Origin of the sequence: Rubidibacter lacunae KORDI 51-2 (assembly GCF_000473895.1) — a bacterium.
GTDB lineage: Bacteria > Cyanobacteriota > Cyanobacteriia > Cyanobacteriales > Rubidibacteraceae > Rubidibacter > Rubidibacter lacunae.
On the sequence record NZ_ASSJ01000027.1, the window covers coordinates 1 to 25,420 of the forward strand.

24 protein-coding genes and 2 pseudogenes are annotated in these 25,420 nt (G+C 54.8%); 15 read left to right on the plus strand and 11 right to left on the minus strand.

Annotated elements, in window-relative coordinates; all coding sequences use genetic code 11:
* The 6 genes and pseudogenes from KR51_RS04510 to KR51_RS04535 form a co-directional block, all read left to right on the plus strand.
* Nucleotides 1–378 (plus strand): annotated as a pseudogene (locus KR51_RS04510) (ion channel); the annotation flags it as partial.
* Between the two features lie 155 nt (nt 379–533).
* Nucleotides 534–2,801: a M48 family metalloprotease gene (locus KR51_RS04515; RefSeq protein ID WP_022605306.1), complete on the plus strand. Its 2,268-nt coding sequence runs from the start codon at nt 534–536 to the stop codon at nt 2,799–2,801.
* A gap of 692 nt (nt 2,802–3,493) precedes the next feature.
* Complete coding sequence (locus tag KR51_RS21180) at nt 3,494–3,751, plus strand: Asr1405/Asl0597 family protein (protein WP_040655164.1); 258 nt, start codon at nt 3,494–3,496, stop codon at nt 3,749–3,751.
* A complete protein-coding gene (locus KR51_RS04525) occupies nt 3,739–4,326 on the plus strand; it encodes a (2Fe-2S) ferredoxin domain-containing protein (RefSeq protein WP_022605310.1) in 588 nt (195 codons plus the stop codon). The genes KR51_RS21180 and KR51_RS04525 overlap by 13 nt, the downstream gene beginning before the upstream one ends.
* A 205-nt stretch (nt 4,327–4,531) precedes the next feature.
* Nucleotides 4,532–5,128, plus strand: coding sequence for a FeoA family protein (locus KR51_RS20525; protein ID WP_022605312.1), 597 nt, complete (start codon nt 4,532–4,534; stop codon nt 5,126–5,128).
* Nucleotides 5,129–5,700: 572 nt separating this feature from the next.
* On the plus strand, nt 5,701–6,282 hold the full coding sequence (locus tag KR51_RS04535) for a Crp/Fnr family transcriptional regulator (RefSeq protein ID WP_022605315.1): 582 nt from the start codon (nt 5,701–5,703) through the stop codon (nt 6,280–6,282).
* 449 nt (nt 6,283–6,731) lie between these two features.
* Here the strand turns inward: KR51_RS04535 and dpsA are convergent, their stop codons facing one another.
* The 9 genes from dpsA to fldA all read right to left on the minus strand — a co-directional run bounded on the left by dpsA (nt 6,732) and on the right by fldA (nt 14,750).
* Nucleotides 6,732–7,283, minus strand: a complete 552-nt coding sequence (gene dpsA, locus KR51_RS04540; RefSeq protein ID WP_022605317.1) for a DNA starvation/stress protection protein DpsA — start codon at nt 7,281–7,283, stop codon at nt 6,732–6,734.
* Between the two features lie 779 nt (nt 7,284–8,062).
* Nucleotides 8,063–8,233, minus strand: a complete 171-nt coding sequence (locus tag KR51_RS19240; RefSeq protein ID WP_022605319.1) for a hypothetical protein — start codon at nt 8,231–8,233, stop codon at nt 8,063–8,065.
* A 41-nt stretch (nt 8,234–8,274) separates the two neighbouring features.
* Nucleotides 8,275–8,982: a phycobilisome rod-core linker polypeptide gene (locus tag KR51_RS04545; RefSeq protein ID WP_022605321.1), complete on the minus strand. Its 708-nt coding sequence runs from the start codon at nt 8,980–8,982 to the stop codon at nt 8,275–8,277.
* Nucleotides 8,983–9,119: 137 nt separating this feature from the next.
* Nucleotides 9,120–10,682 (minus strand): chlorophyll a/b binding light-harvesting protein, encoded by a 1,563-nt coding sequence (locus KR51_RS04550; protein WP_022605323.1) that lies wholly within the window; start codon nt 10,680–10,682, stop codon nt 9,120–9,122.
* Between the two features lie 2 nt (nt 10,683–10,684).
* Nucleotides 10,685–11,713 carry a chlorophyll a/b binding light-harvesting protein gene (locus KR51_RS04555; protein WP_022605325.1) on the minus strand — a complete coding sequence of 343 codons (1,029 nt, stop codon included), beginning with the start codon at nt 11,711–11,713 and terminating at the stop codon, nt 10,685–10,687.
* A 78-nt stretch (nt 11,714–11,791) separates the two neighbouring features.
* The gene (locus tag KR51_RS04560) at nt 11,792–12,868 is read right to left on the minus strand and encodes a chlorophyll a/b binding light-harvesting protein (protein ID WP_232214525.1); all 1,077 of its coding nucleotides are present in this window, start codon (nt 12,866–12,868) and stop codon (nt 11,792–11,794) included.
* Entirely contained in the window at nt 12,865–13,251 is a 387-nt protein-coding gene (locus KR51_RS04565) for a hypothetical protein (RefSeq protein WP_022605329.1), read from the minus strand. The genes KR51_RS04560 and KR51_RS04565 overlap by 4 nt, the downstream gene beginning before the upstream one ends.
* The gene (locus tag KR51_RS04570; protein WP_022605331.1) at nt 13,248–14,021 is read right to left on the minus strand and encodes an alpha/beta fold hydrolase; all 774 of its coding nucleotides are present in this window, start codon (nt 14,019–14,021) and stop codon (nt 13,248–13,250) included. The genes KR51_RS04565 and KR51_RS04570 overlap by 4 nt, the downstream gene beginning before the upstream one ends.
* Nucleotides 14,022–14,240: 219 nt before the next feature.
* Complete coding sequence (fldA, locus tag KR51_RS04575; protein WP_022605332.1) at nt 14,241–14,750, minus strand: flavodoxin FldA; 510 nt, start codon at nt 14,748–14,750, stop codon at nt 14,241–14,243.
* 1,032 nt (nt 14,751–15,782) lie between these two features.
* Between fldA and KR51_RS21185 the strand changes: the two are divergent.
* The 3 genes and pseudogenes from KR51_RS21185 to KR51_RS04590 all read left to right on the plus strand — a co-directional run.
* A pseudogene (locus KR51_RS21185) lies at nt 15,783–15,926 on the plus strand (DDE-type integrase/transposase/recombinase); the annotation flags it as partial.
* 322 nt (nt 15,927–16,248) lie between these two features.
* Nucleotides 16,249–17,952: an ABC1 kinase family protein gene (locus KR51_RS04585; protein ID WP_022605337.1), complete on the plus strand. Its 1,704-nt coding sequence runs from the start codon at nt 16,249–16,251 to the stop codon at nt 17,950–17,952.
* A gap of 26 nt (nt 17,953–17,978) precedes the next feature.
* Nucleotides 17,979–18,449: a hypothetical protein gene (locus KR51_RS04590; RefSeq protein WP_022605339.1), complete on the plus strand. Its 471-nt coding sequence runs from the start codon at nt 17,979–17,981 to the stop codon at nt 18,447–18,449.
* 93 nt (nt 18,450–18,542) lie between these two features.
* On the opposite strand, the gene KR51_RS04595 is transcribed toward KR51_RS04590, so the two are convergent.
* The gene (locus KR51_RS04595; protein WP_022605341.1) at nt 18,543–18,908 is read right to left on the minus strand and encodes a single-stranded DNA-binding protein; all 366 of its coding nucleotides are present in this window, start codon (nt 18,906–18,908) and stop codon (nt 18,543–18,545) included.
* Nucleotides 18,909–19,305: 397 nt separating this feature from the next.
* On the opposite strand from KR51_RS04595, the gene KR51_RS04600 reads away from it, so the two are divergent.
* The 6 genes from KR51_RS04600 (at nt 19,306) to KR51_RS04625 (ending at nt 24,525) form a co-directional block, all read left to right on the plus strand.
* The gene (locus KR51_RS04600; RefSeq protein ID WP_022605343.1) at nt 19,306–20,310 is read left to right on the plus strand and encodes a rod shape-determining protein; all 1,005 of its coding nucleotides are present in this window, start codon (nt 19,306–19,308) and stop codon (nt 20,308–20,310) included.
* Between the two features lie 329 nt (nt 20,311–20,639).
* On the plus strand, nt 20,640–21,401 hold the full coding sequence (gene mreC, locus KR51_RS04605; protein ID WP_022605344.1) for a rod shape-determining protein MreC: 762 nt from the start codon (nt 20,640–20,642) through the stop codon (nt 21,399–21,401).
* Between the two features lie 123 nt (nt 21,402–21,524).
* The gene (gene mreD / locus KR51_RS04610) at nt 21,525–22,073 is read left to right on the plus strand and encodes a rod shape-determining protein MreD (protein ID WP_022605346.1); all 549 of its coding nucleotides are present in this window, start codon (nt 21,525–21,527) and stop codon (nt 22,071–22,073) included.
* Nucleotides 22,074–22,249: 176 nt separating this feature from the next.
* Entirely contained in the window at nt 22,250–22,387 is a 138-nt protein-coding gene (locus KR51_RS04615) for a photosystem II reaction center protein K (protein WP_022605349.1), read from the plus strand.
* A 773-nt stretch (nt 22,388–23,160) separates the two neighbouring features.
* A complete protein-coding gene (locus KR51_RS04620) occupies nt 23,161–24,210 on the plus strand; it encodes a D-alanine--D-alanine ligase family protein (RefSeq protein ID WP_022605351.1) in 1,050 nt (349 codons plus the stop codon).
* A gap of 99 nt (nt 24,211–24,309) precedes the next feature.
* Nucleotides 24,310–24,525: a hypothetical protein gene (locus KR51_RS04625; protein ID WP_022605353.1), complete on the plus strand. Its 216-nt coding sequence runs from the start codon at nt 24,310–24,312 to the stop codon at nt 24,523–24,525.
* A 29-nt stretch (nt 24,526–24,554) separates the two neighbouring features.
* On the opposite strand, the gene KR51_RS04630 is transcribed toward KR51_RS04625, so the two are convergent.
* The gene (locus KR51_RS04630; protein WP_022605355.1) at nt 24,555–24,842 is read right to left on the minus strand and encodes a DUF7219 family protein; all 288 of its coding nucleotides are present in this window, start codon (nt 24,840–24,842) and stop codon (nt 24,555–24,557) included.
* Nucleotides 24,843–25,420 lie beyond the last annotated feature (578 nt).

Below are 25,420 nucleotides of genomic sequence, written 5' to 3' on the forward strand. Positions count from 1 at the left end.
AGCATCAGCGTCGGGAGGATGTCACTGCGGGACGAGATAAGCCGCGAGGGACAGTTCATGCGCCGTTTCCACGAGCTGTCGGTATTGCGTCGCAGCACGCCGAGTTTTACCCTGACCTGGACGACCATGCACGCGATCGACCCGGCGAGTCCCCTGTGGGGCTGGACGCCGGAAGCCTTGGACAAAGCCAACGCCCTGCTGGTCGTTTCGCTAAGCGGTCTCGATGAAACAGTGTCGCTGCCGATCCACGCCCGCCATTCCTACACTCCCGGCGAAATTCTCTGGCACCACCAGTTTGTCGACTTGTTCTACGAGACAACTAACGGCGATCGCTTCATCAATTTCAGTCACTTCCACGACGTCAAGCCCCTAGACTGAGGGGGCGGGGCGCGTCGCTTGAGCGGCAGTCGGAATGTCCCGCATTTTTTTCTTCAGTTCTGCGTCAAGCGACCGAAAATCCGTGCAGATGGGTCTGTTTCTAGTATCTTTTTAGACATATCTTTTCGGCTAGAACGGCAGGCAGGACGGACCCGATGAATGGCGAACCGACGCTTGAGGTGGGAGAAGCAGCGCTCGCACGAGGCGACTACGATACCGCAATCGCTCATCTGGAGTCCTTTTGCGCGATCGAGCTGGATGAGGAAACTCTAGCGCGCGGGCATCAGGCGTTGGTGGTGGCTTATACGAAAAGCGAACGCGTACTCGAGGCGCTGAAGTTGTGTCGATCGCTGAGCCAGGGCCCGGACTCGGCAGAGCGACGCTGGCTCCAGGTAACGATCGCGGATTTGGAGGAGCGCCTCGCTGATGCGGAGGAAACCGGAGCGAATGACACGGCAGCACCGCAGACGCAGCGCGAACGCAAACGGTCGCGGTTGCCAGTCTCGTCCGAATCTGCGGCCGGTACGTTCCAACCGGAAAAGTTCGTGCCGGGACGAGAGTGGCGCCGTGCCGGCCGTGCCAAGCGCTGGTCCCCGCTCAAACGTCCGGGGCGGGTGCGATTCTGGGCGATTCAACTGGCGAGTGCGATCGTGCTGTTTCTGGTCGTGCGGGCCAGCGTGCAGGGGGTTGCCATCGCGATCGCCGATGGCTTGCGGCTCTTGCCGTTCCCGGTGTACCGACCGCGCTGGCTGTATGGGGATCCGGCGATCGCGGTGTGCGTGGTGTTAATCGTGTCGCTGCTGTTTTCGACGTGGGCGCTCGACCGCATCCTGCAGGGCATATACGGTTTGCGAAGTCTCTCTATGAACGACTTGGTTGCCAAGTCACCGGAGGCAGTGAAGCTGTTGCAGCGGTATTGCCGCCAGCGCAAACTACCGGTGCCGAATTTGGGGGTGTTGCCGGCTGCCGCTCCGTTTGCGTTCGGTTACGGACTGTCGCCGCGGTCCGCGCGCCTGATTCTCAGCGAAGGCGCGCTCGATCGCCTGGAGGATGACGAAATTGCCAGTCTCTGCGCCGCGCAACTGTTCCATATTGCCAGTCGCGAGACGGTGCTGGTGTCGGGGTTTGTCGCGTTTTTGCAGATTCCGTATTTGCTCTACCGGGCAAGTGCAAATCTCGGCACGCGTGGGAGCAAGTGCTTGGAGACACCGCCGGGTTGGTTCCCGGCGCCCGTGCGCAGGGCGTTTTGGCCGGACGCTCCGCAGTTCGTTCGCCACGGAGCGGCCTGGCTGTCGGCGGGGTTCTACGGCGCTTACTGGCTGTGGCGGCTGGCGGTTTTGTGGAGCGTCCGGCGGCGCGCGTACTACGCCGATCGCTTCGCGTGCAACCTGACGGGGAATCCGAACGGTCACGCCCGGGCGCTGTTGAAAGTAGCAGAAGGGACGGCCGCTCAGGTGAAGCAGTTCGAGCAAACGAGTTGGCTGTTAGAGAGTTTCAATTTGCTGCTGCCGCTGGGACCGAGGCAAGCGATCGGGATCGGGAGCGTGCCGGAACGCGTGCCATTTGAAACGGTGTTGGGTTGGGAGTGTACTAATCCATACCGGCACTGGTTGAAATTTGCCGATACGCATCCGCTGCTGGGCGATCGCCTGTTTTTGTTGGGGCGTTATGCCACCCACTGGCAATTGCAGCCGGAGGTAGAGTTGCCGATCGTGGCCCCGCCGGAGCGGACGAACCGCGCGCGCATTCTGAAAGCGAAAAATAGCTATCGCGCGCTGCCGATTTTGCAAAGTGCGGTACTGGCGGGTTTGGTCTTCGGGCTCGGGTCGCGGTTGGTGTTGTGGTTGTTGAGTCTGGTGAGCTTGATGGGCGACCGCGCTCCCGGGCTGTGGTGGTTGCGATCGCTGGATTGGTTGCAGCGAGATCCGAGTTTGCTGAATGCGTGCATTATGGTTGCAATTAGCCTCAGCCTGATCGTCTGGGTAAACGGCTATTTCCCCGATATCAAAATCGAGGACAAGCAAGAGCCGCGCCTTTACGAGCTGCTGAGCGATCGCTCAGCCGTGCCACCGAATCCACAGCCCGTGCGCCTGAGCGGCAAGTTGCTGGGGCGCCGGGGATTGGCTAATTGGGCGGGTCAGGATCTGGTGTTGTTCTCACCGTCGGGGGCGATCGCGTTGCATTGGCTATCAGCGTTGGGACAGGTGGGCAATCTGTTGCCCGGTATGATGCGTCCGTGCGAGTTTGTCGGACGTAAGGTAACAGTCACGGGGTGGTTGCGGCGCGGTCCGACCCCATGGATCGACGTAGATACGATCGCCGTAGAGTCGGGTCCGAGACTCCGCAGCGGTCATCCGGTCTGGATTACGGTGCTGGCGGTTGGGTCGGCAGCAATCGGCGCGTACGCGATTGCCTGGGGATAGGGGGTGAGGCAATCGCAATTGAGTCGGCTGAGGCAGCCACCGTCTCTGAAAATTCTCGTCGGGTTGAAAAATAGCTGTCAGCTTAGCCTGGATTATTCACGAAGATTTTGACAAAGCCTCAAACCCTTGCTCTGACTAGGCTCCAATCTAAGTGTATAGAAACGCACTGTCATTGAGCGAAAAAGTCTGCAAGCCTCGCAAGGCAAAAGGTTTAGGGTCTCCGCATAAGAGTTCATGAATAATCCAGGTTAGTAGCTAATATGCCTGTCCGTTCGGATCGGGCAGATCGGACACAAGGGGGGATCCATAAAGCGTCGAGAGGCAGCGTAGATTCTCGATGGGCGATTTTGAATCCTACTTATTGAGAATTTCAAGCATAGATTTCAAGTCTGGAATATTCTCAGCAGCAAGCCTTCTCTTGGCTGCCTGTTGCGCCTGCTCTCAAGCCGCACCGGGCGCTTCCGCCCACGATTTTGTCATACCAGAGCGGATTCGCTTGAGAGGAGCGCTAGAACAATTCAGCTCCCGAGGGAGGCGAGGGCGAGTCCAGATGCGGCAATTCTGTCCGATCGCGATCTTTTGGGGTGCGGGTGTGACATAATGTTAACCAATCTACTTGAGAGAAGATTGCATTAGTATCCTTCTTGTAGGCAATGTCATTTCGCATAAGCAAGTGTGTGGAGTTGGAGCAAATGGGCTCTCAGTTGCCCCATGCAGCGGTCTCGCTTAAGGTCGAGCCAATCCGGCGGTGGGAAGTCTATCATCGGCTGCAGTCTCTGGGGATTGCATGCCAATACGAGACTGGAAAGTGCCTAAATGTTGAGTTCGAGAATCCACTCAGCGCGATTCAGTGCTGGTGCGTTCTCAGGCGGTTGACGAGAACGCGGGCGGAATCGATCGACTGGCTCGAAAGCTGCTGGCACCTGGAGGTTGAAGAATGGGCAAACTGAACGCCCAAAAGACCGAATTCGATTGGACGGGGAACTTGCTAGGTCTCGTCATCAAAAAAGGCTACAAAGTCAAGTACCTCCGTCTGGAAGTAGCCGATCGCGAGTATTGGGTGAAGGTGCCCAAGGCTCTGCGAGGTGATGTCGATCTGGCTATGAGACCGGGATGCCATCTCGCCGTTAGCGGGTGGGCGGTGCGATGCCGTAAAACGGGCAAGCTCGAACTCGAAGCCGAAAGCATTCGGTTCGCGGACGCACCTAAAGCGAATGCAGCAGACTCGTCCGGTTCTGAAAAACCGTCTTCCGAACCCGTCCGCTCCGCAAAAGTGTTGCTTTGCATGGGCTCGGACTGCCGCAAACGCGGCGGGGGTGCAGCGCTGGCAGCGTTTAAGGACAGCGTGCAGGAATCTAGGTCGGTGGGTTCTCTGGAAGTCAGGACAATGGGTTGCATGAAAGCTTGCAAGCACGGGCCGAACGTCCTCGTTATGCCCGATAAAGCGCGCTATGGGGGGGTTGATGCGAGACAAGCTGCTGCGATCGTCGCCCGGCACTCCAGTCAAGAGCGAGCACGTCTTTGATTCTTAACAATCTTGCCACCCTAGACTTCAAGCGAACTTGCAGCACGTTCTTCCAACCCTAATTTATTTTTCATGTCAACCCTCGAAACTACTCAGCGGTATCCGAACGATTCTGGCATTTGTTGCAGAATCTGTGATTTATGAACTGTCTGATGGGAGAGCAACCGCTACGTCTTTTTGATGGCAAACGTGAGGAGCGATCGTTTTGAAAAATGCATGTGAGCAACCACCTTGGCTTTTGAGCTATTACAGCGGCTCGCCCATTGATGCTGGCGTGCAGCCGCGGTCAATCCACTCGGTCCCGCTGGCAACGACCCGCGCCGGAGAGTGGGTGTGGCTCGACGAAGCCGAAGGCAGTCTTGGAACTTCGTGTTGCAATCGCCATGGGTTGCGATGCGGGGCTGCAATTCGCATCATCAGCGTACGACCGAGTGGTTCGGTTACGTTCGCAGTGAGCGGAGGTAATGGGCAGTTAATTGGCGTGGCGGCAGCACGCGCAAAACAGATCTGGGTGAGTCGACATCCCCTGACCATGACAAATTCTGCGAGTTCCGATACCCACTCACACGAAATGGCTCCTGGTAGTTTCAACCGCATCGTTGGTTATGCGTGGGCATACCGGGGCTATATGGGCAAGTTGCTGAGCCAGGGACTTGCGCCGGGTCGGGAATTTGCCGTTCGGCAGGTGCGCTCCTACTGTGGTGCAGTGGACATCGATCTCGCTGGCAGGCGATTGGTTCTGAGCAAAATCGAAGCCGATGCATTAGTCGTCGAGCCTATTAACAGCTACACCTGGGAGTAGAACATAAGAACCATGCTTCAGTTTGTTGTTTTAAAAAAATTGACCGAGGTTTTCAGCGATCTTTCGGTCAGCAAGGAGTTGGGCAGTAACTCGAGGGGATGACTATTCGGAAAACAAGCTTGTTATCTTTCGGCGACTGCGATTGATGGTCGAGATGTCACTTCCTCGGTACTTAGAAAGCCTGCAGACTGGAATCAAGATGTCTTCGCACGAATCACATTTTCCGACATCTCATGTTTGATATGACAAGCTGTCTTTTGACTGTAGTGGCTGTCCACCATTAAAGTCAAAATATGTACGTGACTGACTGACCCATCTCCTCAGCCCCCCTGAAATCCTCCCGCAAGTATCTTGGTTTGAGGTACTTGTATTCAGACAGAGGTTGAATTCCGACCCATTCGCACTGCTGATTCTTGGAAAGTCCGAGCAGCAAGAGATTTTTTTACCAAAATCTATTTGAAAGTGCCTTCAGCCGCTGCAGCCTTTATCGCTCAGTTTACTCATTTTTCCGGTGAATTCGGTGTCGATCTGCACCAACCGACTCGCACTCAACACGTACATTGAGATAACCCATGTTAAAGTCTAGGCTCGCATACCAAACTGTATCAACATCCTTGTATCGGGATTTTCGGCGGCGCGAGACGTTGCCTTCTTCACCAGACTTACTCTGGCAAATCGAGTCGGGATTGGCTCGCTCCATTACCTGGACTGATAAAGGTAAAATCGTTACCCTCGGATTGTGGGGTCCTGGTAGCATTTTCGGCGAGTCTCTCTCGCTGATTCGTCCCTATGACGTAGAGTGCATCACCCCCCTCACTGCCTTCATGCTGCCGCGGGATTCGGGTCCGTATTTAGAGTCGTTGTTGGACCGCGTCAGCTGCATGCAGCAGCTTTATTGCATCATGCAAGTCAAGCACGCAAAGTCTCGGCTAATGGAGTTTCTGTGCTGGTTGGCTCGGCAGTTCGGTCGCCTCGAAGCTGAATGGTATTACTTCGACCTCCACCTGTCTCATCAAATCATTGCCGAAACAATCGGTCTCGAGCGAGTTACGGTAACCCGCATGCTCGGCGGACTAGAGCAAGAGGGTCTGCTCGAACGAGTCAGCAAGACGGCTTTCAAAATCTCACCTGCAAAAAGCTTCCTGAATCCTTGAAGACGATCTGCGTCGATGCGATCGCGGCGTTCCGGCAACTGCGATCGCGCTCCTTTTTTATGCGTAGCTAGATTTTTATGCGTAGCTAGATACCTGTATATATTTATGTAGGGCTTGCTGAAAAAGTCCGCAAAGTGAATTTAGGGGACAGAGAGCTCATGAAATCAGGCTTTCGCCATCTAGCCCCAGATTTTCGCCCCTAGATCTCGGCTCAAGTGCAAGGGTTTTGAGGCTCTAGCAACCATAACCTTGCACTTCTCTGACGCAGAAAACGCTGGAACCTACTCGCTGAAACAATTCCAGCCATTTTCAGCAAGCCCTATGTAGAGAACGAGTCCCCCCTAGCGAACGTACCCTCAAAAACAAAGCTGACTGCGGAGTACGCTCGTGGAGCTTCACCGCAGTCAGCCGTTCAGTCATTCTGTCTGTTATCTGCTTGGCTACGATAGTTAGTTGCTATTGCCGACGAAGGCCAAGGTAAGGCTGTCGTGGGCCAAGAAGTGACCGATATGATAAGCCCGCTCCTCGGTCTCGAGGAGAATCTTCTCATAGAGATAGCGCGTTGCGCGATCGCCGAGGCTTTCTGCCTGGGCGGCTTGTTGGCGCAAGACTTTGATAATTTCCTGCTCGGCCGACAGGTCGTTCTCCAGCATCGTACGGGAGTTAAAGGCTCCGTCAGCTTCCGGGCTGAAGCAGCACTTTTCTGCCAGCTTGCTAAAGCTCGCCACTGGTACGCCTCCGAGACCGTCAAGGCGTTCGGCAACGTCGTGGGCATGGTCCTTGACGTCGTCATAGCTCTCCTGAAAGAACTGATGGAGAGAGTAGAACTCCGAACCTTCGACCACAAAGTGGTGCTTTTGATACTGCAAGTACAGGCCTTGGAAACTTGCAAGCGCAATATTCAGACCTTCGCAGACAGAAGTCGTGACACTCCTGTCGAGCAGCAGGACATTCTCACCAACTTCATCAACTGAGCGGATTAGACCTTGAAGCGTTGACATGGCACAATCTCTCTCCGATAGCGGGTTACAAGTTCATCCTAAGATATTGCTTCGGTCGCTGCTGTAGTTACTCACCTTTCCGTTAGGTATGCGGGCCCGCAACTAATTGAGAAGTATTTTCAAGAACCTCATAACTGTCACGACGAGGACTGATTTTACTCTCGATCGGGTAGCGATTGGCTCGAAGGCTAGTTGTAAGAACTTTGCAACAACAAAATGGCAGCCAAATGAATAAAGATCTATCCAAGGAGGTACTGTAACGGATGCCGAGCCCAAACCGGGCGTTTTTGCACCCGCGTTCGCTGCTGCCGGCTTTCACCTATACCAGCCGCCAATTCAGTTAGGACAGCTCGCTTCGTCCAGCAAATGCCTCTTGGACGTAGGTTGTCTCAACTCGAATGACGATTGCTGTACACCGCGCATGACATCTGAATGCTTGGGTAGAACCCAAGCAGTAACTAGAGTTTGCTGAAAAAGGCTGGAATCCCCGTAATGAAAGGATCTCAGCTTTTTCTATGCCAGAAAAGTGCAAGGTTAAAGGCACCAGAGCCTCAAAACCCTTGCATTTTGGCCGTGAATCCGAGGCAAAAAGCTGGGGCTAGATGGTAAAAGCCAGATTCCATAAGCTCTCTGCCTCCAAAATTCGTTTTGCGGACTTTTTCAGCAAACCCTAACTACCCTGGCGATCGCCAGCTGCGAACGCGACAACTCGTATCGGACTTCCAAATACGCCTAGAGGCTGCCGCGTTTGCGTTACTGACTTGACATCATTCAAAAGCTCAGACATTGGCGTTGATTGCGATCCCGACCAAGATCGCCGTCACTCCCAGCATCGCCAAGCGACCGCTCCATACTTCTGCGTGCTTGATGGCGCTTCGCGGTCGGGTCTCGGATTCCGCCTCGAGCCGAGCTGAGTTTGCATCCAACCGATCTTCAGAAAAGTCATTCATCTTAATGAACCTCGCGTGTTTTCAAAACGTTCTCGAGCTGTTTATGGTGCGGTTACTAAAATCAGAGTTGCTACCAGCGCAGCCACGGCTGCTGACGGTACAAAGAAGATGACGTTGCGATAGAGGTCGGCACTACGATCGATCGCTGCGTTGCCAACTAGCCACATGCGATTTGCTCCTTGTGGATCGAGGGATTGGCGATCGTACCGAGCCATCCGCGCAACTGGTAAATTGCCGCGATCGCGCTGGGGTAGGATTCGGCGACGCTGGTAAGGAACGCAGAACTCTCCGAAGTTCTCTTCGTACTCTTTACCGTATAAAAGTGCTTCAACAAAGCCGACGAGTCCGCGGCTCGCTAACACGATCGACCAAGCAAGTTGTTCTTGCCGATCGTACGTCGGCCGTCCCAATAATCGCTGAAAGCAAAGCTCGACAAAGCGGTAGTTATTATTTGCCTCGTAGTTCAGGCGACGAAATGAGTCCGAGAGCACCAAGCCCTGAATGAAACCGCGCATCGAAATAAGATTGTTTCGCAGTTGTGACTCCAGAATGGGTTTGCGATGCGCGCTGATAGTTTGTTGCTCGCTAAAAACTTGTCGATAAGCCGCTGCGATCGCGGCATCTACTTCAGCACCTGTAGATGGCGTATCGAGAACGTAACGGGGCAGATATTCATCGCCCGGTCTCTCGAAGCCCTCAACTCGCTGGTTTTGGCTTGTCAGTGGATAAGACAATAAGGGAATGGTCATCGCTGAAGTTCTAAAGGGAATGACTGCAAGCAAGGCTCGGACGATATCAGTGACGGTTATGCCGATTGCCGACCGTCTCGAACCCTGCGTGGAAGATGCGCTAGCTCGGAATCATGCGGTTCTGGTCTGAGTCGTCCTCAGACCAATCCGGAGCGTCCGATCTCTAGCAGAATGAAGCAGGCGAAGATTACACCGCCAATTCCTCCAATGAGGAAGCCGGACGTAAACAAGCTCCAGCCCCGGTAGGTTTGCATGTTCTCCGGCAAAATGCCGATTGGTTTGCGCCAGCCTTGAAAGACTGCTGCTCCATAAATGAATAGGCAAACGCTTAGGATTACCACGAGTCCGGTTGCACCCCCGAATCCTGCGAGCAAAGCCCGATCGCTATTGCGTAAAGGTCCCAGTTTGAGGAACGGTCCGAGCAAAAAGTACCCGTGAGCCATGCCAACTTCTAGTCCGCGAGCGACCGCGGGCAACCCATCTCGATAGATCGGCAGCTTCTTCACCCAGTTCAAGGTCAGCGCGCTCCCGCTAATTGGGGTTGCCAAGCTTCCCACTTGCGGCTGGTTTTGATACGGCTGCACGAGCCCGGAAAAGGTGGCTGCGTTTGCAAACTCGGTATTCGCGTATGCCATTCCGTTGGCAAATCTCATTTCACCGAACTTGAAACCCGCCGCGATCGTCCGCGATCGTAAACCGTGCCAGAAGTGTCCCGCAAGCAACAACCCGGCAAAGATGACTTGAAACAGCATCAACCAAGTCCGCGGGGTAATGACGCCATCAACAGTCGCCGTAGCAGCCGGACCGTAGAACACCTCCGGATACACGGTGTCGTTCGTCCACACGAAGAAGGCAGCGAAAAAGCCCATGTAAGCTAATGCCGCTTGACTGTAGGCTAGGTAGGCTTCTCCGGACCAAACAAACAGCGCGCGTGCCCAACTCGTGGGTGCCGTGCGAATGTGCCAGATGCCACCCAGGATGCAGATTGCCCCGATCCAAACATGTCCGCCGACGACATCTTCGAGGTTGTTGACGGCTGCCATACCTTGCAGCGTCCACCCATCAGGAGTGATACCCACGAGGTAGCCGAAGATTGTCAGCGGGTTGAGGGTAGGGTCGGTCACGAGGCGCACGCCAGCCACGTTCGGATCGTACAACCCGCCGACAAACGTTGCTTTGACAACCAACAGCAGCGCCCCGAGTCCTAGCAACACGAGGTGAATGCCGAGAATGCTGGTCATCTTGTCGCCGTCGGTCCACCGATAGCCGAAACCCTGTTCGTCAAGTCGCGCCGGTCCCAGGGCCGCGTGGTAAATCCCACCCGCTCCCAAAATTGCCGAGCTAACGAGATGAACGGCACCGATCGCGAAGTAGGGATAGATGTCGAGGATCCGACCGTCTGCCCCGACGCCGATGCCGAGAGCCGCAAGATGCGGCAGAAGAATCAGTCCTTGGTCGTACATGGGCAGAGTGGGATCAAAACGAGAGAGCTCGAATAACGTCATTGCTCCCGCCCAGAGCACGATCAGTCCTGCATGGGCAATATGAGCGCCGAGCAGCTTCCCGGATAAATCAGCGAAACGGAAGTTACCCGCCCACACGGAGTAAGGTTCGAGCGAATCGGCCACGTAATCCGAAGCTGCAGCCGTATCGGTTGACAGCCCTAGGGGTTTGAGGAGGTCTGGTTGCGTTGCCGTCATGACTAGCTTGCTTGCCCCCGCGTTGACGTTACCATGCGCCCCTCAACAAAGCTGTAGCCGGCCGCTCGTAGGGCGTGGAACAGATGCCCTTGTAGGAAGAAGAAGCCGAGCCAGAAGTGCGTGTTGGCTAGCCAAACCCGCGATGTTAGAACGCCATCGGGGCTGACGAACACCGGAAAGCGATCGAACACCAGGGTCAGCGTCGGCCCGAAAAACTCGGTGGGGAACACCAGCGAGTTGACGGATACGAAAAGCGTGGCCACAAATGCCATCAGGCTCACTGCACCAACGCTATAGGACAGATAAGCTTCTCCCGACCAAACAAATAGGCGCTTGGCCCAATCGAAGGGCGTCGTGTTGATATGCCAGGTTCCGCCCAATATGCAGATCGTGCCAATCCAAATGTGACCCCCGACCACATCTTCGAGGTTGTCGACGCTTGCTAACCAGAACTTACCGTTGAGACCGAAGAAGTAGCTATAGATCGTAAATGGATTGAGCGTCGGGTTTGAGATCGTGCGGACGCTTTCCAGTTCGGGGTCGTACAAGCCGCCGAAGGCGATCGCTTTGAGAACCAGCAAAAATGCTCCGACTCCAAGCAATACCAAGTGAATCCCCAGAATCGTCGTCATTTTGTTGCTATCTTCCCAGTTGTAGCCGAAGAATGGGAATTTTCCTTCCAGCTTGTCCGGTCCCTTGATGGAGTGAAAGATACCGCCAGCACCCAGGAATGCAGAGCTGATAAGGTGAACGGCACCGATCGCGAAGTATGGATAGGTGTCGACAATGGTTCCGTTTTCGCCCACACCCAAGCCCAGGCGTGCCAGGTTCGGAAGCAGAATTAAACCTTGTTCGTACATCGGCAGCGACGGATCGAATCGCGACACTTCAAACAAGGTAATCGCTCCCGCCCAAAACACGATCAGTGCAGCGTGGGCGACATGTGCTCCTAAGAGCTTTCCAGATAAATCGACAAGTCGAGCGTTACCAGCCCGGAAAGGTTGCTGACTCAAGTTAATTGCAATAGCCATTTAGGTTCCTCCTGATTTCAGATTTCCAACGTCATTACAGAACGGATGAAGACTGCTCTCCCCACCCAAGTTTTGCGGCTAGTTGGTTATGGCAGATGCAACGGGAGCTGCCTCTGCCATGACCTCGAAAAAGGTGCTGTATTTTACCTGTAGATCGCGAGCAGCGTTGCGGGCATGGTAGGCATGCCAGAGATGTCCCAGTAAAGCCAAGACCCCTAACGCGGCATGAACGCTCGCGAGAGCGGCTCGCACAGAATCCGCTGTACCGAGAACCGGACCGTAGAAAACGCTGGGATAGGCAAGCTCGTTGACCGAGACAAAGGCTGCCACGCTCAGACCGGCGATCGCCAGTGCCCCGAGACTATATGACAGATAGGCTTCTCCGGACCAAATCAATCGCTCTTCGGCCCACGCCATTGGCTTCGAGAGGATATGAAAAATCCCGCCGCCGACGCACAGGACTCCAACCCAGACGTGGCCGCCAACCAGGTCTTCTAGGTTGTCTACGCTCGCCATGCCGGCAAGCGTCCAGCCGTGGGGACTGAAACCAAACAAATAACAGAAGATCCGCAACGGGTTGAGGTTGGGCTCCACGAGCCGGACTCGATCGACCAGCGGATCGTAAAGTCCGCCGAAGTGAGTGGCTTTGAGCACCAACAGAAAAGCTCCGACTCCGAGCAAGACCAAGTGGATGCCCAGAATCGTTGTCATCTTGTTGCCGTCTTGCCAGTAGTAGCCGAATCTGGACCCTTCTAAGGTTTCCGGTCCCAGTGCGGCGTGATATATCCCCCCAGCTGCGAGCACGGCAGAGCTGACGAGATGCCCCATGGCGATCGCGAGATAGGGGTAGGTATCGATAACTTTGCCGCCATCGCCAACGCCGATCCCCAGAGCGGCTAGATGAGGGAGCAGGATCAGATTCTGCTCGAACATGGGCAGACTCGGGTCGAAGCGAGACAGCTCGAACAGCGTCATCGCGCCTGCCCAAAAGACGATCAGCCCAGCGTGAGCGATGTGAGCTCCGAGCAGGCGCCCGGACAGATCGGTCAAGCGAGCGTTGCCGGACAAAAGCGGGATGTCTACTCCCGGCTCGGTCTCGTAGAACCAGCCTAAAGAGCGCATCAAGGGCGTCCAGAATGTTCCGTTACTCATCATTCCTCCTCGTTGATGGTTCTTCCCGTGTCGCGAGTCAACTCCACACAGGTTCGGTATCGATGCCCGCGCAACCACTTTTCGGCGCGGGTTCTGATATCAGTCGATTGGTGCGATCGCGCTGATGACAGTTGGTAATCGCGGCAGTCGAGCGCATCCTCTGATAGCGCCATACTTGGATGTACGGTGCATTTCAGATAGGGACTCCCGGTGTAGTACTGGCAGCGGTGACAGGGAATTCGATGCAGGCGCTGCAAGCGCTTGCGACCGTCATCGACAGCGAGCGACAGTGCATACACAAATGCCCCTAACAACGACCAAATTCCCAGAGGGACGATCGCCGACAGCAGCCCCGGAACTACTGGCTCTGAAACTGGCAGATTCATAACGGCTCACTTGCAGTTTTGCGTGCATATTTCAAACCAGCAGATGTAACTTCAGGCGCTTCCCAAAAGCTCAGCACTTGGTCGGCAACTGTTTGGGGATAGTCGGCATGGAAGAAGTGCCGTCCCCCCGGACATTGCCAGATGCGATCGCCTTCTTTAAGCAAGGGAAGCCAGCCGCGCAGCAGCTCGGTATCAACAACAATGTCGTCACAACCACCGCAAACCATTAACGGCACGGGAACGCCTTCGGGCTTCATCCAGACTCGTTGCAACAGGGAGTGTGGCGATAGCGAACGGATCAAACTTTGCTCCAACACCCGAGCCATCTGCATCGCTCCCGTTCGGGTATGAGCATCGAATAGGGTGCCTGCAACTTGCATCAACACCCGATCGCGATCGCAGGGCAGCGACTCCAATTGCGCGTAGTAATAAGCTTGCCAGTCTACTGCCGGGCTCGCTCCAACCGACATTAGGCTGAGCGACCTAACTCGGTGGGGAAACCGCCGCGCGTAAAGCAAAGCCAGCAATCCACCAGTGCCGTGACCGATCAAATCGATAGTGCGATCGAGTCCCTTAATATAACCGTGCAGCATAGTAGCAGCTATTTCCAAGGAACCCGGCTCGTCTGGTGTTTGAGAGTACGACCAGTGACCAACCGCGTGCTCTCTGGCTAAACAGCAGAGGAACGGGTGCTCTAACGACTGAAAACTCGAACTGACATCGATCCAGAGGGCATCTGGTGTGATTTGTGACAAAGCTTGAGTTGTCATCACCAGCGATCCATAGAGGTGTGTGTTGTCAATTGAAAGGGCAGCAAAGATTGTCTTTTTGAGAACGTTCTTGCCTGCCCTGCGCGAACTGGCAATAGTTCAAGTTGCTTGAAGGAAATCGGATCGCCTCCCCCTCGCGTCGATCTACGGCATCGAGTTCTCAGCTTTCCACATCGATAAATCCGAACGCGACGTTCCAGAACTCTCTAGTTAAATGCCTTACAAGCCAAACTCGGATTTTAACTTTGTCGTCCACTTCGCAATGCGATCGTCGGACAAGTCGGATTGGTTATCTTCATCAATAGCCAATCCAACGAACTTCCCATTGCGCAGGGCTCTGGACTCGTTAAAGTCATAGCCTTCGGCAGGCCAGTAGCCAACTGTTTGACCGCCAAGAGAGGAGATTTTTTCTTCCAGAATCCCTATGGCGTCCATGAAATTGTCGGCATAACCGATCTGATCGCCCGGACCAAAGTAGGCAACCTTCTTACCCGAGAAGTCAATGTCGTCCAAGTCTTCGTAAACCCCTTCCCAGTCTGCCTGCATTTCACCAACGTTCCAGGTAGGACAGCCAATGATGATGCACTCATATTCAGCAAAATCGCTGGTATCGGCTTCCGAGATATCGTGCACGCTGACGTTATCCTTTCCAAGCCGATCTTGAATTCTCATTGCGATATCCTCGGTATTCCCAGTTTGGGTGCCAAAGAATAGTCCCACTTTGCTCATTGTTGTCCTCTAACTCGTGAAAAGTTCTCCCAGCAAACCAGAATCCTCAGACATACGTACATGGCTTAGCCTTCTCAAGCTGCAGTGAGGCTCTTTGCTTGTTGCAAGCGATCTCGTTGAGGCCGAGCAACATATGGTTGCGTATCATCCCAATACGTTTGAGTATCATCCCAGCACGGATGCACTCAAAAATCGCGAAAAGGGATCTGCCGCATGGGGCTAACATAGCGAATACCCCTCGCCCCCCATCATGAATTTGCAGGGATATTGCTCCCAACCCCGATCGTGCAACGCCGAATTAGGCACGATTCCGCAAAGAGCTCGTAGCTAACTTTGTTCGCCTTCTATTGAGAACTACTGGCAACAAGACAATCCTAGTTTAACTCGGAATTTTTCGCAACAAACCGAGGTAAAGTTTTATTGCGAGAGCAGAATGACCTACGAGATCGGGTTGAAAACAGCTGCAGGTAGCGTGTTTGAGCTGACAGGCAGTCTCTATGTAGCGCAGAAGGTGCGAATCATCGATTTTAATAGAAGCTGTTTAGCACCTGTCACTTCGCTAGCTAATGATGAATGCTCGCAACAAAGGTTGGTTATATCTGGAGAGACGTTTTTGCTTTGCTGTCCGCCAATGCCCAATCCCGGACATGACACCCCTCTTCGCGTGGCGATCGCCGGTGCCCTTGGTGTTAAGGATCCAAGTCGGCAGAGTGTGGCAAGGGTTTATTTGGCGGGTAGGTTGGGATCGATCGCGTGACCGTTTTGCCTGGTGTCTCGGTTCGTAAGATCCTTGCTCGAAGAGCAATATCTCCTGCCAGCGCGACCGTTTCCCGGCAACAATCATCTCCTCCTGCGTTTGGTTCGATGATCCCCCCCCTCAGCTTCCGCAACATCGAGAAGGTAATACTTTACCCCTGCATCCGGGTTACCCACGAGTTAATTCGGCAGAGGTGCCGAACGTTCGCCCAAGCTGACGCCAACCAGATTTGTCGCCCTCTCCCCAGACCCGCCGATAGGTAGCATCTTGACGCAGTCCTCATCAAATTCAAGTGGAAGCAGTACTATCTGTGGCGAGCTGTCGGCCGTTCCGGCCTGGTCATCGACATCCCGATGCAGAGCCGACAAGACGAGGCAGCCGCCAACATGTTCTTCCGCGTGAAAGTTGGCGGGATTTGACAGGCACGAACGCAACTGCCTAATTAACTGCCCGAGGCATCCATCCGAACAACAGAGTCGATTTCCTGGCGCACATCGATAAATTGACAATGCCGAATGAGCCTTGATTTACAGAGTCCAAGCCACTTCTTTTCGATCTTCGTGTCGACAGGTGTTGCAATTCAAATTAAAGGCTTGTGCGGATCGCTCGACTCGATCCAGACACCGCAGGTCTGCAACGTTTGATGGAGCAGTATATTATTGGGTTAAGCAATTTGTATTTTTGTATACTGTTGTTAGAACCAGACCGTCAGAGCCTAGAGGCATTGCAGGTTAGCACCACATGGTTTTATTGGCACGCCAGCTAGGTCCGGAGCTTCGACACTACGACGCCAAGGCGATCGCACGCTATTATCGCTCCCGACCGCTACTGCTCATCGGACGAGCGTTGACTATTGCTTGGATGCTCGGAACGTTTTGGTTGCGCTTGCGCTTGGACGCGCGGCGCGGCCTAGAAAACCCACATCGAAATACACGCGCCCGCGAGTTACGCGAGATACTCACGCACTTGGGGCCGACGTTTATCAAGGTCGGGCAAGCCCTGTCGACGCGCCCCGACTTGGTACGGCGCGATTTCCTCGAAGAATTAGTCAAGCTGCAAGACCAGCTCCCGCCTTTCGACAACCACAGGGCGTGGGCGACGATCCAGCAAGAGTTAGGTCGACCTGTACGGGAGATCTACCACGAGATTTCACCTCAACCAGTAGCTGCAGCAAGCTTGGGTCAGGTTTACCGTGCGGTTCTCAAAACGGGCGATACCGTGGCGGTCAAGGTGCAGCGACCCCAGCTCGTGCCCCGCCTGACTTTGGATTTGTGTTTGATGCGTTGGGCAGCAGGTGCCTTCGGCAAGTTATTGCCGCTCAATCTGGGTCACGACCTGCGAGCAATTGTCGATGAATTTGGCAACAAATTGTTCGAGGAAATCGATTACCTCAATGAGGGCCGCAATGCCGAGAAATTCGCTGCAAACTTCCGCGACGATCCGACAGTCAAAGTCCCGTCGATCTTCTGGCGCTATAGCAGCCGTCGGGTGCTGACCTTAGAGTGGATCGACGGCTACAAGCTCACTGACACCGAGCAGATCCGTGCCGCGAACCTCGACGAAAATGCGCTGGTTGAAATCGGTGTCGTTGCAGGCTTGCGTCAGTTGCTCGAACACGGGTTCTTTCATGCCGACCCGCATCCCGGCAACTTGTTTGCGATGCCGGACGGACGCGTGGCTTACGTCGACTTCGGCATGATGGACCAGCTAGACGAGCCGACGAAGGAAACGCTCGCCAGTGCGATCGTCCACTTAGTCAACCGCGACTACCTTAACGTTGCGCTTGATTTCATCACCCTCGGGTTCCTAACGCCGGAGGTGCAAGTCGAGGCGGTCGTCCCTGCGCTGGAGCGTGCCTTCGACAACGCCCTCGGCGAAAGCGTGCGGGACTTTAACTTTAAGAGCATCACCGATGATTTTTCGGTGTTGATGTACGACTATCCATTCCGGATCCCAGCAAAGTTTGCCCTGATCATTCGCTCGCTCGTGACCCAAGAAGGGCTGGCCTTGAGCCTCAATCCCGACTTCAAGATCGTCGAGGTTGCCTATCCCTACGTGACTCGACGCCTACTCCAAGGCGAATCTTCCGAGATGCGACGGCGACTCGTGGAAGTCCTGTTCAAAAATGGCAAATTCCAATGGCAGCGCTTGGAAAACATGCTCGCGATCGCCCGCATGTCATCGTCTTCATCGCAAGCGTCATTCGACCTCCTACCGACGGCTCGCTTGGGCTTGCAGTACCTTCTCTCCGACGAAGGGCGTTACCTAAGACACCAAGTTGTGCTCGCCCTTGTTGAGGACGATCGCCTGCACACCGAGGAAGTCGGGCGTTTGTGGGAGCTCGTCAAAGACGATCTCGCTCCCCGCCGGTTAATGGACTATGCGCTTGCCTCACTGCGGGAACTATCGACCGAATCTGCGATTAAAACCGCTGCCGTTTCATAACTTCCGTAGGGAGCGCAGCGGCTTAGATGTCGCGATCGCGGGATAATAAGCGGCAGCAATTGCGCAATCGCGACGACTTACCTGGCGATCGCCCAAATTCACTGGATACAACTGGATTTTACATAATGATGTACTCGCCGTTTTCGCCACCGTTGGTGCTTTTGCTGTTTGGCTTGTTGGCTGCAATTGCAGCCGGTGCGGCATTTTCGGCAAGCTTGAAAGACAGCGTGAATGCCTGGATGCAGAGCGGTTCTGGCTTCAGCCCGGCAGATCTGAAGAGACCAGAATTGTTGGTTCCTTATACTGGCATCTGTTTTGGCGTCTTGGTTTTTTTGGCCGCCGGTCTGGAGATGTTTGGCACGCCGCGCTTGCTAGCGTATGTCGTTGCGCTGCCGCTGACGCTGTTTACCGCCTGGCTGGTCTGGTCGCAGCTCGGTAAGCTCATCCTGCAGCTGCGTAAAGGTGGGTCGCGCGCTCTAGATCTCGACTCCCTTTAGTACCGATCCGCGATCCAGCCAGCCGGATTGTAATTCGAGCCCGACCCGCCCCGATGGGGCAGCTCGGCACTCGGCTGCTTGTCCTTACGCCGACTAGAATTCTTCGGCGTTGTAGCTCGGCGTGGTGGCAGCTTCTTCGTCGCGACGCGAGCCCAGAAATTCCATACGATCGACGCGAATAACTGGCTTCGAGCGCAACCCACCTGTTTTCCGGTCTTCCCAAGCATCAATTTTTAGCGAACCCTGAATGCCGAGTAGCTTGCCTTTCTTAACGTAGTTGGCGGCAATTTCAGCTGTCTTGCCCCAGATTTCAAGATTGAACCAGTCGGGTTTCTCGTCATTGCGGCTGCGGCGGTCCACTGCCAGCGGCAGGTTGCAAACCACACTCCCCGACTCGAAATAGCGCACCTCTGGGTCCGCGCCCGCGCGTCCGACCAAGTTGACAACATTTACGCTCACGATCGCGTTTCCTCCTCGTCACAGTGCGTAAAATCGTGCAGATGCAAGGCGCACAACCGCAGCTCGGGCGGCAGGCGATCGCGTCTGCAGCTGCCACAAATTATAAAGAATTCAGTCTTAGAGCAAAGCAATCTTGCGACTGGGTCGGTCGCAAAGGAGCTCTAGGAATAACCTTCAGACAGGTAAATTAGTGCTTTTGGCAACACACCCGATACACCTCGTTGCGATAGTATTAATTTTTTACTAGACGCTTTGGGAAAACCGTATTAGAATCCGCTGGATGTGCTCGCCGAGTGCATTGCACCCGACTCAATCGCGATTGTCAGTCCGAATCATCAAGATAGTTGGAGCCCAGTCAAGAGTGAGTTTTCTAAGTCGCTTTTCTCTGTCCCGAGATATGGGCATCGATCTCGGGACTGCCAACACACTCGTGTACGTTTCTGGAAAGGGGGTAGTGCTCGAAGAACCTTCCGTAGTGGCGATCGACCAAGACCGCAAGGAAGCGCTAGCAGTCGGAGAAGATGCCAAACAGATGCTCGGGCGAACGCCCGGCAACGTCATTGCCACGCGTCCCCTGCGCGACGGCGTCATTGCCGACTTTGACACCGCCGAACTGATGCTCAAGCAATTTATCCAGCGCGTCCACGGTGGTCGTGCCCTGATTGCTCCGCGCATCGTTATTGGTATTCCGTCGGGGGTCACGGGCGTCGAGCGCCGGGCAGTTATGGAAGCTGCGGCTCAAGCCGGAGCGCGCGACGTATATCTCATCGACGAACCGGTCGCTGCCGCGATTGGGGCGGGTTTGCCGGTGGCCGAGCCGACGGGCAACATGATCGTCGATATTGGCGGTGGCACCACAGAAGTAGCCGTATTGAGCTTGCAAGGCATCGTCCTGAGCGAATCAGTGCGCGTGGCTGGCGACGAACTGAGCGACGCCATCACCCAGTACATGAAAAAAGTTCACAACTTGGTGATCGGGGAACGCACAGCCGAGGAAATCAAAATTCGCATCAGTTCGGCTTACCCAACCGTTGACGACGAGCAAACGATGGAAGTGCGGGGCTTGCACTTGTTGTCCGGTTTACCGCGTACAGTGACGATCAAACCACCAGAGATTCGCGAAAGCATGTCCGAACCGCTATCGGTGATCGTGGATGCCGTGAAGCGAACGTTGGAGCAAACTCCGCCCGAGCTGGCTGCTGACATCATCGATCGCGGGATTATGCTTGCCGGCGGGGGGGCACTGCTCAAGGGGCTGGACACGCTGATCGGTCACGAAACGGGCATTGTCACCCACGTTGCGCCCGACCCGTTGCAATGCGTCGTTCTGGGTACCGGACGCGTACTGGAGAACTTTAAGCAGCTCGGGCGAGTATTTTCTGCGCGCTCGAGCACGATGTAGTGCTGACCGCATTGCGTATCGACTTGTCAGTAGGGGCGTTGTTATCGAGTGGCCGAACGAACCGAACTCCCTGCGGTTTGGTTATCTCAAGGCAATAGCTGTTCCCACATCTTGCTCTACTGGCAGCGTTGGTGGGGACAAGCGGGTTAGGTAACCGACCAGCAGACAAGTCGATGCGTTTGGGCGAGCGTCGACATTACCCGACCACAGCATGCTCGGCGATCTAGCGAACGCCGCAGGCAAGCGCTCTGAGGTTATGTTGTAAGTGCGATCGCTGAAAGAATCGGTGATTGCTGGTAAGACTAGCAGCGACGGACACACGGTGCGCTATGGCAGCGACGCGAGGTTGGTGGTCGCGACACGGTTCGCAGACAATTCTGGTGGGGTTGTTGTTAGCAGCGTCGTGGGTAGTTCGGCAAACGAACGCCGCGCCGCTTTACGAATTGTATCGGTGGCTATCGCACCCGCTGCAAGATGCACCGAGCCCAGAAGCAGTGAGAGCAGATGCACGTGTGCTGGAATTGCAGGCACGTTTGGGCGAACTCAAGCGCCAGAACCAGCAGCTCAAAGACTTGCTCGATTACCGCGAATCCCAGGATGCTGAGGCTATTGCCGCATTGGCAATCGGGCGTAGTGCCGACCGCTGGTACGAGCAGATCGTGTTGGGGATTGGCAGCGCCCGCGGCATTCGTGTAGGCGCTGCCGTGTCGGCAGAAGGCGGATTGATCGGACGCGTGACGAACGTGACGCCAAACACCGCACGCGTGTTGTTGATATCCGACCCGAGCAGTCGCGTGGGCGTGACGATCAGCCGCAGCCGTCAGCTCGGCTTTATTCGGGGGCAGGGTAGTAATCTTGCCGTGATGCAGTTTTTCGAGAAGACACCGGACGTGCAGCCAGGCGACGTAGTCGTAACTTCCGCCGTCAGTCGTAGGTTTCCGGCGGGGGTTCCGGTCGGGCACGTACGGTCGTTGGATTTAGAGAAAAGTCCGGCTCCCGAGGCAGTCGTCGAGCTGAGCGCGCCATTCGACTACCTGGAGTGGGCGTTTGTGCAGGCACACTCAGTTCCAAATTTAGGCGATGACGAGTAACCAGTTCGCCATGCGTTGTTACGCTGAATTAGTTACAAGTGGTTAGGTTTATAGGGATAGCGCTCTCCCGACCACAGACACGCCGCTATTCCCGCCCGAACGTCAGCAACTTCTCAGCTTGCGATGGCAACGAGCGACAGACTGACACCTCGTCAGTGGCAAATAGTCAATGTTTTCGTCACGGCAGGGTCGGCTTTGGGCTGCGCGCTGCTGATGCCCGCGCGTCTGCCGGGAACGGAGGTACTGAGTGTAACTCCTCACTGGTTGTTGATTTGGGTGGTGGCCTGGAGTGTCAAGCGGACGGCAAGCCAAGGGGCGATCGCGGGGGCGATTCTCGGCACGATTCTAGATGGCATGACAGCACCTTACCCGTCACACGCGATCGGATTGAGTTTGGTAGGCGCGCTGACCGGGCAATTACAGAAAGAGCGCTTCATTCAAGAAGACTTGATTTCCGTTGCGTTGATCGTGTTCGGGATGGCCGCCCTTGCAGAGACCGTCGTGGCCGTGCAGTATAGCCTGCGGGATTTCCATCGCCTTCCTGAGATTTGGGCCGCGCACCAGCGCATCGCAATTGCCTCGGCACTGCTGAGCAGCCTTTGGGCACCGGCAGTCTACTATCCACTCAGCCGCTGGTGGGAGCACATTCGAGAGTCTAACGAATCACCCTAGACCGCAAGGACGGGGGTCGGACAGCTGCATCTCTTGCGATCGACCGCGTTTACCAGCTTAGAACTCAACCACTGGGGATAATCGTCACAACACCTGTCGCGATCGCGACGTGTCGCCGTGTTAAAATCCTCAAACAATTGCAACCATTCTTCAGATGAGTTAGGTAGGGCGATTTTATGGAAGCTGGACTGTTGCTTGCGAAGCTGCCGGAGGCGTACTCCATTTTCGATCCGTTGGTAGACGTGCTGCCGCTTATCCCGTTGTTTTTCTTACTGCTAGCCTTTGTCTGGCAGGCATCGGTCGGATTCAAGTAAACCGCCGAGCCGGCCGCGATCGCGGTCTTCAACAGGGGTCTTACATTCCGACCGTGCACCCCCAATGAAACTGGGGACTTTAAGTACTTCTGCAGCCGCGGAAGTGCTTTTTTATGACATCCTCTCGGAGCTGCTTGGCTTAACCATACAGCTCCGGACTCCGACTTAACATGGCTAGGGCTAATTCTCTAGGAAAAGGGAAAGGGGCTGGGGCAGGTCATGTCCGCACTAGCGAATTGTCTGAGGAAAAATTGGTGTCCCGTTTTCCCGAACGCGGACAGTGCCGAACTAGCAACCGCACCATCAGCATTGTCAGTCTCACTGCTCGAATCCGCGAAAGGTTTTCCTCTTTGACCCCAATCATTTACCGATGTACCTGGTTCTCCTCCGTTCCCCGATGCGCTTGCTTGGATGATTGGTCCCATCCACCTTGCTGACAGCACATGCAAAACAGTCTTTAGTTTGGTTAGAACAGCTCGCTTCGTCCGGCATGTCCCTTCGGGAAGGAGGGTGTTTACCAGTAATGGGATTGCAATAGCAGTTAGGGAGCTGGTGCTGCTCCAAGAAAATTTATTAGGTTTTTTATCCTCTCGAACCCTTGTCAATAGTGGTTTCCAGAGATCGACAGCCTTCGATCTTAGACTTGACAGAGCACTAGTGCTCGATCGCTCCCGACAAGCGATTGCGGTTGAGGTGCTGCGAGCAACCTCCTCGACCGTTCGGCCGTCGTTCTACGCTAACGCTAAACTTGCGGACAATTACAGGAGGGGGAGATGAAGAAACTGCGGGTAGGGCTTTTATTTGGCGGACGTTCGGGCGAGCACGAGGTTTCGATTCGCTCGGCCGGAGCGATCGCGCAAGCCCTTCGGCATACCGACAATACAGCTCGCTACGAAGTGCTGCCCGTTTACATTCAAAAGAACGGTATTTGGCAGACCGGAGATGCAGCCGCGCGCGTTCTTGCTGCTGGGATTGCGCCAACCAATGAAACTGAAGGCTCTTTGTGGGAGTTTCCGTCGGACTGCCGCGCGATCGACGTGTGGTTTCCGATTCTCCACGGTCCGAATGGCGAAGACGGTACCGTCCAAGGATTACTCTCGCTGATGCAGTTGCCTCACGTGGGGAGTGGCGTACTCGGCTCGGCTGCGGGGATGGACAAGCTCGCGATGAAATCGATCTTCGCTGCTGCCGGACTCGCTCAAGTGCAATATCGTGGCGTGACGCGATCGCAAGTTTGCTTTAACTCCCAGGCATTGCCCCAAGTTTGCAGCGATATCGAAAGCGCACTCGGCTATCCGTGTTTTGTCAAACCTGCAAACCTCGGTTCGTCAGTCGGCATTTCAAAGGTGCGATCGCGGGCCGAACTCACAATGGCTTTGGACCATGCTGCGAGCTTCGACCGCCGCATCATTATCGAAGCTGCCGTTCCCACCCCGCGCGAAATTGAATGTGCCGTGCTCGGCAACGAGGAGCCCCAAACCTCCTGCGTCGGCGAGATTTCCTTCGACAGCGACTTCTACGACTACGCGACTAAATACATCCCTGGTCGTGCGGACTTGCAGATCCCGGCACAACTTCCGGAAAGTGCAATCTTGCGCGTCCGAGCGCTGGCGCTGCAAGCGTTCGAAGCGTTGGATCTCGCCGGTCTCGCACGCGTGGATTTCTTTTATTGTGAAGCCACCGATGAGGTGCTAATAAATGAAGTTAATTCGCTGCCAGGTTTCACGGCCACGAGTATGTATCCACTTTTGTGGGAGGCATCGGGACTGCCATTTCCACAGCTCGTCGATCGCCTGGTACAACTTGCTTTAGAGCGAGGTTAATTGCGTACACGCGAGTTTATCAGCAAGTTTAATCCACAAGATCGATCCGAAATGTTAAGCTGAACTCCCGCAGGGTTAATATGGCGAAAGTTTCGTCCCATGACCGACACCAATTCTCGTCGCGGCAAGGCTGTCGCAATTGTTACCGGCACACTCTCGATCGCGATCGCGCTGCTCTATCTTCTGATTGTGTTTTTCCTCGACGCGCGGGGGGAGATGCGGCCGGCACCGATCGGGCAGATCTTGCCAAATGCGGTTTGGCTTAAAGCCATACACATGTTTCCTGGCTGTTTGTGTCAGGTTTTTTTGGGGTGAATTGTGCGGGATTGTCATAGCAGCAAACCCTACTTGGTTTCCTCGCTTTCCTCTTCAGTACTAAAAGGGTTCTTGCCAATGCCCAATTCTTTGCGGGATTGCTTGATCTGCTTCCAGGATCGTTTGATTTGTTTGTAAGCTTCCTCGGGTGAGATTTTGCCTGCAGTTTCAAGGTTGCAGGTATAGCTCACGCGTTGGGCAAATTCCTGTAAGTTGGCGTTGAATACGAGGTTCTCCGGCTTGACCTCACCGTGATAACTTGCATGCGGGTAGAGAAACTGGTCTTTGTCGTAGTCGGGATTATTGGAACTACTCATATTGGCTTCCTCGCTGACCCTGATAGCGCATTTGCTCGAATGGCAGCCCAATCCGAGCAGCTCGGTACGCAGTTATTGTAACCGGCAGCTTGAGCGCGAAATGTTCGCGGTGTTGCTCGCGCTGCCGGCAGTGACAGCAACCTCAGAAGGGTACCCGGACAAAAGATTTGCGAACCTACGATCGCATGGCCGCGGCGCGATCGCACGTGGTTTGCCTGCCAGTCGCGATAGGTCTAATTGCGGAAATAGCTCGAACGGCTCGGCTCATCAATATCTGCAAGAACAAGCCGCTGCCAAAACCCCAATTCAAAAGTAGATTGCGACTCAGAAAGCAACAAAAACATCAGGATTGAAACAGTGGCTACGCTAGGTTGATGTGGATAACCAGGGTGTAAAAACTCGGTGTGTCGGTTTTGCCTGAGCTCATACCTCGGGCAAGTGCGGCGTGCACGCGTCGGTCGTATTTCTTGCGAATCGCAGTTGCGACGATCGCCTTGTTTTAAGAATTCGAGTCGGGTGATGGATTCAGCTTGCAGGCGATTTCAGTGCGGACCGCCTAGCCTGGATTATTCATGAGT